The following is a 7268-nucleotide window of genomic DNA, read 5'->3' as shown; positions in this document are numbered from 1 at the left end:
ACGATCGCCAGATAGCTGAGTTTGGCTCTCTTTTTGTCAACGCTACTGGATCGGTTGAGCAAATTATACTGCGGTGTCTTCGACCGATATCGATGACTGAGAGTGTGAGAATTCTTAGACAGGCTCTGGAGTGCAACGTGTAGCAGGAGCTTGGTTTTCCCGTAGCCGGTGGGTCCGAGGTTGAGTATGTGGGTGAGCCGTTTGTCGTCTTGTAGGCCGATGTTTTCTTCGACGCCGAGTCTGCTTTCTCGGGAGCCTAGGTAGGTCGTGTTTAGTTGGCCGGTGCTCTGAATCAGTTTCTGTGCTTCGTTGGGTGTCATGGCTGGGCTTTCTCGATGTTTTTCTGGCTGCTGCTGGGTGTGGTGATGAGTGCGGCGAGTTCCTTGGTAGAGGCCTGGAATGATTGGCTCCAACCCTTGTATTGGCGGGTGGCGACTGCTTCCGCGAAATCAAGGAGCTGTGACTGCCGGAACGGCGTTACGGTGGTAGTGTTGAGGTATTGGCCGGTGTCCGGGTTTTCGAAGATGTTGAACGGGCCTGAGAGTTCTTTGAGGTGGCTGGGCGTGTACTCTCCCGAGTTGATGAGGAGGACTCTGATTGAGACGTGGAATCGGGGTGATCCGACTTTTTGTTCGATCTGGTCTGCTTGGTGTTTTTCGCGTGGTGTCGCGGATCGTGAGCCCCAGAGCTTCTCTTTCTCTTTCCGAAGGTAGTTGATGCGTTGGTAGGCTCGTCGACGCCAGTAGTACCGCCGAAGGGGTTTCCCAATCACCGGCTGGAACAGGATTTGAATCACTACCTGTGTGTCGCGTAGTGCGTGGCGATGCAGACCGGCGATGACGGCGTTGATCGGCGGCTTATCGAACTCTTTCCGTAGCGGTAGGTGGTCGAGTCGGGCTGTGGTGAGGAGGCCTCCTCCGACTGTGTCACCGGTTGTTACGGGTAATCCGGTGGTTCCGGTAGTGAATTTGATTCCGGGGATTTGTTGTGGTAGTTGGGTTCGGATTTTGCGTTCGAGCCGGTCTGTCGGTACAGCAAACTGGATTCGAACTTGTTCTGGGTTACTCCGGATTATTTCGTATGCTGCGGTAGGTGACGCGTTTTTGAGGCCTAGCCACTGAGTCTGGTATTCGAGGATGTTCTGCGTGAACTGTTGTAGCGTATTGGGCGTGTTCTCGACTGTTTTGATTTGCACCGTGTTTTTCAACGGTGAGACTGCTTGGGCTAAGGCCTCGGCTTCGTATTCGTTGAGTTCGATGTGCGTGTGTTTCTTTGGCCGGTTCATTGTTCGATGAGGGTGTTTTCGGCGGGTGTGGCGTTGATCTGGAGTTTGGTGTCGATTCGCCCGGAGATCTTCAGGACTGCTTCTGAGTACTGTGAGTCGGTCCCGGTTTTCAGGTTGTAGAGGTCGATCACTTCCTGGTCTGAGAGTTGGAAGTAGTCGATCATCGAGTCGGAGACCCGTTGGTGGCGGAAGAATACCTTTGCAGGGCATTGGTCGAGCAGGGTCTGTCCTTCTGTGTATTGGGTGAAGTCGCTGGCTGACTGGCTGATGACCGTGATTGCGGTGGATGTGTCTCGGGCTTCTCTTATCCAGCGTGTGAGGATTCTACGGCCTTTTTCGACGTTGGTGATGTTGTGGGCCTCGTCGATCACGACCAGTGTTTTCCCCTGGTTTTGACTGGTGAGCTTGTAGAGGTACTCGATTAGTTCGATGATATCTGAGATGCTCTCAGATTGGCCTCTCTCGGGTACTTGGAAGCAAGTGGCGTGCCCGAGCTGTTCAGGCCTGTCAGAGATGTCCAGTACTGTTCCGCCGAATGTTTTGATAGTGTCGTGGTACTCGTTTTTCGGGTCGATAACGATGATCCGGGTGTCGGGTTGGGTTAGGCCTGTTCGCAGTAGTTCGAGCTGGGTGTGGTAGCTTTTTCCTGAGCCGGTGGCTCCGAATCGTGCCAGGTGTGGTGCGTTCCAGTTGAACCGGTCTTGGAGTATCGGTGTGCCGTCGAACTGGTCTTCTCCGTAGATGACTCCGGAATCTTGGTCGACGGTCCGGGTTCCGAATGGGAATCCGGCGGCTACAGAGTTGCTGAGCAGTAGGTTGGGTTCGTTGAGTGAGTCAACGTGCCTTGTTGAGAGGGTTTTCTGGGCTTGGTCGACTCGGAAGATTGGTTCGTCGGTTTTGATGCCCATCATTTTCAGGCGTGACTGTACTCGTTGGAACGTTGAGTCGCAATCTTCCTGTGTTTCTCCGTGGACGGCGAGGATAAGCGAGTAGTCGAATGGTTGTTGTTCTCGGTCGACGAGGGTGTCGAGTATCCATTCTGTGGCGTCAAGCTGGGTTTCGAGTTTGTTGGTGTCGACGAACCCGCCGGTGATTCGTGAGTTGATTTCGGCGTTCAGTTTCTCTTTGACTCGATTAAGCTTGTTCCGGGTTTTCCCACTGTCACGGGGGTGGATGCGTTGGACGACATCGATTTTGCCGTTGACTCGGAGGAGTTCGAGCGGCCAGCCGAGCTCTAAGTTCGAGGGATACTCGGTTACGATGAGGAACCGTTGGTAGCCGTTGTTGTTTTCGAGGTATCGGTAGCCGGGCTCTCCGGTGAAGCGATCGCCCAGTGTTTCAAGCTCGTTGCTGGTGAGCCAATCTGCGGTAAGATCGGATGTGTTCAGTGCTTCGAGGACTTGGCGGCTGCGTCTCTCGGCCTCTGCTTTGAGGTCTTCTGGCTCGTAGTCCAGATCGATGTATTCGGAGATGATCCTTGGTGTGGTGTCGGGATCTATGTGTTTGGAGATGGCTGATTTCGTGGATGGTTCGACTCTTGTGAGTATGTAGTGGCGGGTGGTTGCGAGACTGTCTCTGTTGAAGTGGTGGCAGTAGCCTAGGTAGTCTTCTCCGAGTTCTCTGTGTGTCGCCTGATCTTTCACATACTCGGAGTATGCTTCGAGATCGAGTTGATCTTGGACTGAGTAGACCTGGATGGGGAACTCGATTTGGTCGAGCAGGTTCCTGTAGGTTTGGTGGATAGCCTGTGCTTCCCATTCGGTCATGAGGTCGAGGTTTGTCGGGGTTATTTCGACCCCGCAGAGCGCGTATTCGTCTTTTTTGAATTTTGTCATTGTAGTTGCCTCCAGAGGGTGAAGCGGATCAAGTGGTAGGCGTGGAAGTCCAAGGGGTGGTTGTAGGGCCTGAATCCGTACCACGTGAGGCCGATGAGCAGCCCTACGATCAGGGTGTACGGGTTTGACAGGATGAGGTGTGCTGTGGCTATTGGGAGGGTGAGTCGGATGATGTCTTTCCAGGTGAAGCGGCCGAAGAACTGGAAGGAGACATCGTTGATGTTACTGGGGAAGCGGTAGCGAGGCCTCATTTTTCACCTCGCATTTTTCTGAGTCGGTAGGATTTGAGTCGGCGCTTCTCATCTTCAGTGAGCTGGAGACTGCCGTCTTGGCCGTTGTTTTGTCTTTGTTTGTTGATGTCTCGGGTTACTCGATGGGTTTGGCCGACGATGGTTTGTGAGGCTCCCCAGACTTGGTAGGGGACAAGTATGAGGAGGATGAGAGAGACTATTCCGAGCATCCAGTATGCTCTGGATTGCAGGTAGGGGGTTCCGTGGCCGTCGAAGAGTGCGAGTGAGAATTTGAGGACCAGCAGGTTGAGTGGGGCGATCATGAGCGCGGCGAAGTATCCTGCGATGAAGGTGTCGGCGTATCGGCGGATGCGTGGAAGGCTCCACATTAATGCGAGTAAGGGAGAGATCGCGGCGACAAACATGATGTAGATTATCCGGATTATCATGATTGCCACGACCGCGATCAGTAGGATGGATTTGATTAGGTAGGCTGCCAGTAGGCCTGAGCTAAGGCCTATAACTTCATCGTATGACTGGTCTAGTCCTGGTTCAAGTGCGTGTACCAGTGCGTTTGTGAAGTCGACGGTTAGCTGTAGGACTGGAAGGGAGATCGTGGCGAAGATCAGTGCAATGAGTATTCGGGGGAGGATGAGTCGGACTTGGCCGTAACTGAAGCCGAGGATTGGCCCGACCATGTAGAGGAGGCCAGCAGTCATGAAGCCCAGGACCGACAGGATGATGACGAGGATCAGGAGTTCTCGGTGGACTTCTTCGACTACTGGATTCGGGTACACGTCTGGCGTTATCGTGAGAACGCGGGTGACGATTTTCAGTAGGCCTTCACCGAGTGATACGAATGGGTCGAACAGAACGTTGATCAGGATCTCTTCGAGGCCTGTTTCCCCGTTTTCTGTGGCTTGGATCAGAGTCTCGTTGCTGCTGGAAGCTGTCGTGGCTATGCGTGCGTGGTTCAGCATAGTGCGCCTCCCAGTTCGCTGACGAGGAAGTCGACGATCATCTGGGCGGACATGAGCAGGACGCTGCCGATGAACACGTTTTTCGCTACGAGTTTTCCGCGTCGGTTGTTGTCTTCGCCGGGCAGCATGAAGAACAGGGCTGCGACTAGGAATCCGAGGGTGGCGAGGCCGATCCCTGCGATGAAAGCCAGTTCTGTTAGGCTGTTCAGCAGTTCGATGAGGGGTTCGAAGCTCTCCGGTAGTTCGCAGTCTTCTGCGCCCTCCACCGTTGTTTGTAGGACGATGCTTGCCGTTTCGAGGCTGGTTATGGGCTGCACAACTGGGTATTGTGGGGATAGGGTGTTGACACGGGTCGCAAAGAACCATGAACTGGGTGTCTGACAGAATCTGTCGCTTACCCTGTTCGTATTTAAAATTTGTCACTTATCAATGAATTATGGACGGCAATGATGTGTACAACGTAAATTATTTTAACAGTCTGATAAGTCGAATCGATGAACACTCTGATTGGGCGTATTCAAAACAAGGTTCTCGTTCAATAGAAGAGCAGGCTGAATTACTGGCGGGGGAGCAGTCGATTGATTTTATCGTAGATCATGAGTCATCCGAAGGGAGTATTTCATTTGTTCTTCAAGATGATTCTTCGGAGTACGTGTTATCCGGGTTACTGGCTCAACCTTTGGACCCTGTGATTGATGAAGATCCATTTGAGGACTCTTTCGGAGGTCGACTTGGTGAGGCCTATCAACAAATCGCCTCTGAGACAGAGTCTGAGTATCTTAACCCGGTTGGGAATCCAGTGTATGTTTTGAGTGTGAATATTCCTGTTGAGTATGATTTGGAAGTCTTGAACGAGTCGCTTGACGAGGCCTCAGAAGCCAGTACCACGATTCAACAGGAGCTTATAGATCCGATCAACGAGATCGTTGATGAGTATCGGTAGTCGGTTGGGCCTATAGTGATAAGTGGGGTTGTTCCGTAGCATTGACTAGTCATGGTTAGTGACCAGTTTTGGATTCCTGCAGGGATTTCTGAGATCTTGGAGTACGATGATGTTAAGAAGATTACTGTGCCTCCACGACTGTTCAAGGAAGAGGATATCTTGGTGAAAGGGGTTGACGTTCGGTGGTATGTTAATACTGTTACAGACGTAGTGGTCGTGACGAAACATTATCTGGAGAGCGATGAATACGAGTTTGTTGCTTCAACAGCCTTCTCTGGGGGCGATAATCACAGGATTACTATTCCGAAGAAGTTCTTTAAGGATTACAAAGGTCGTGGGAGTCCGAAAGCAAGGCCTGAGATCGTCGAGAGAATCGAGTTGCCTGAAGAGGGCTGGCTGCATTTCATGTACCATCGGGGAATAACTGAGAGCGACAAGAAGTCGTGTTATGTTTTCACTGAGAGCCAGTTCAGCGAACGGTTCGGTGATGATGATCTGTCTGGCGTACCTCGTTTCAGCTGAGTATGTTTGACACCGAATTGCATCAAAATGAAGCCAAGTTCGGTGTTTCGAGAAGTCATACCGTCTATGTATTGGTTTCTGGTGCTGAGGCTAATCAGATAGATCTCGATCCCGAGTTGCTTCGAGGAGGTGATCAGTCGTTTTTAGGCCGTGTCGCCGGTTTCCATTACGAGTTTGTGATCAATCAAGGCGAGGACTCGTTTTCTGTGTTGGAACGCCAGTACGTTCCTCTGCGGTGGCATCTCCTGTTTATTCTCCCGGTATTGGTTTTGACCGGCCTCTCTTTTCCTCAGGTAAACCAAGCGGTTGAGGCCAGCCGGATTATCGTGTTGATTTTCCTGTGCCTATTTTTGATTCTTTTATGGACTGCAACAGCATTACGGAATTCATCTGTGTTAGCAAGCGTTCGATCGGAGAATTACGATTATTCAACTCGATATTCGGTCTATATTGGTTCCATCAGTGTCATCGGAATTTTGGCGGTGTTGACAAGTAATATGACTATTTGGGGGTTTACTACCAGTGGAATCGCATTATTCACTTATTCAGTTCTGTTGGTTACTGCAGCAGCACACCTTTTAATCGTCTGTGTCCCCAGCCGCTTTGAGAACCGTTTGATTGAATTGAATGTTGGTGTGGAACTTCCCAAGGTGACCGTGGTGTATATTCTCTCAGTTCTCTTAGCCAGTGTTTCTCTGATTTGTTTACTCTTTATTAGAGGCCTCCAACTCGATACCAGTTCTGTCGCGAATCCGTTGGTCAGTGTGGCTTCACAAGTGATTGATATCGGTTTGTTAGTGATCACGCTGATTTGCTTTACTAGTCTGGTTATCTATGTGATCTCTCAGGGGGGTACACAGTATTACGATTTTATCGAGAATAAGCAGCCTCAAAACTCGGTTAGCGCCAGAATCGGCTTTCTTGGAGTTTCGATTTTTCTCTCATATCTCTTAGTGTATTTGGTTGCCTCTCTAGTTTCTGGACCGATATTTCAGTCGGGGAGTATCGTGAGTCTCGCTGAGATCGTTGCATTAGCTACGTTCTCTTATTTCCCTATAGGAATCATCTATCAAACGATTCTGAATATTTCAGGGATAGTTGGTCTGTTTACATACTCGAAGCCTACAGGACGGTATACGGTCTCGGATGCAGAAATTCGCACATGGACTCCGCCGAATACATCAGGGGAAACTGTCTTTTGGGCGGGGAGTCTCTCGATAGGGCCTAAGCAGGTTATATTCCTTTCACGTGCTGTAGTCGACGAGTTAGACGAGGCAGAAGTGAAGGCTGTCATCGCACATGAAATGGCGCATATCAGGTACGGTGAAGCCTCATTGACTCCGAAAATATTGGTCGCGTCTCAGAACCGTTTAGACTTCACCTCCAGTAGCCTCAACCGAGGCGGTACAGTGAATCTTCTCGTGGAGTGATTCACACAGAATCTCATTGAAGAACCGGTTGTAGCGATCTGGA

At 50.9% G+C, this 7268-nt stretch carries 7 protein-coding genes and 2 pseudogenes; 3 read left to right on the top strand and 6 right to left on the bottom strand.

Annotated elements, in window-relative coordinates:
* The 6 genes and pseudogenes from O2S87_RS17500 to O2S87_RS17475 all read right to left on the bottom strand — a co-directional run.
* Window positions 1-320: pseudogene (locus O2S87_RS17500) on the bottom strand (type IV secretory system conjugative DNA transfer family protein); the annotation flags it as partial.
* A complete protein-coding gene (locus O2S87_RS17495) occupies window positions 317-1285 on the bottom strand; it encodes a DUF8128 domain-containing protein (protein WP_475410033.1) in 969 nt (322 codons plus the stop codon). The gene O2S87_RS17495 and the pseudogene O2S87_RS17500, both read right to left, overlap by 4 nt.
* Window positions 1282-3120, bottom strand: coding sequence for a VirB4 family type IV secretion system protein (locus tag O2S87_RS17490; protein ID WP_475410032.1), 1839 nt, complete (start codon window positions 3118-3120; stop codon window positions 1282-1284). The genes O2S87_RS17495 and O2S87_RS17490 overlap by 4 nt, the downstream gene beginning before the upstream one ends.
* On the bottom strand, window positions 3117-3371 hold the full coding sequence (locus O2S87_RS17485; protein WP_475410031.1) for a hypothetical protein: 255 nt from the start codon (window positions 3369-3371) through the stop codon (window positions 3117-3119). Before O2S87_RS17485 ends, O2S87_RS17490 begins: the two co-directional genes overlap by 4 nt.
* Entirely contained in the window at window positions 3368-4330 is a 963-nt protein-coding gene (locus tag O2S87_RS17480) for a TrbL/VirB6 family protein (protein WP_475410030.1), read from the bottom strand. The genes O2S87_RS17485 and O2S87_RS17480 overlap by 4 nt, the downstream gene beginning before the upstream one ends.
* On the bottom strand, window positions 4324-4647 hold the full coding sequence (locus O2S87_RS17475) for a pilin (RefSeq protein ID WP_475410029.1): 324 nt from the start codon (window positions 4645-4647) through the stop codon (window positions 4324-4326). Before O2S87_RS17475 ends, O2S87_RS17480 begins: the two co-directional genes overlap by 7 nt.
* 119 nt (window positions 4648-4766) lie before the next feature.
* Here O2S87_RS17475 and O2S87_RS17470 point away from each other — a divergent pair, with 119 nt between their 5' ends.
* The 3 genes and pseudogenes from O2S87_RS17470 to O2S87_RS17460 all read left to right on the top strand — a co-directional run.
* Complete coding sequence (locus tag O2S87_RS17470) at window positions 4767-5273, top strand: hypothetical protein (RefSeq protein ID WP_475410028.1); 507 nt, start codon at window positions 4767-4769, stop codon at window positions 5271-5273.
* 51 nt (window positions 5274-5324) lie between these two features.
* Entirely contained in the window at window positions 5325-5795 is a 471-nt protein-coding gene (locus O2S87_RS17465; protein WP_475410027.1) for a hypothetical protein, read from the top strand.
* A gap of 2 nt (window positions 5796-5797) precedes the next feature.
* A pseudogene (locus tag O2S87_RS17460) lies at window positions 5798-7108 on the top strand (M48 family metalloprotease); the annotation flags it as partial.
* Window positions 7109-7268: the final 160 nt, after the last annotated feature.

This window comes from Halohasta sp. A2 (genome assembly GCF_056175805.1).
This window is presented reverse-complemented; position numbering and strand designations above follow the sequence as displayed.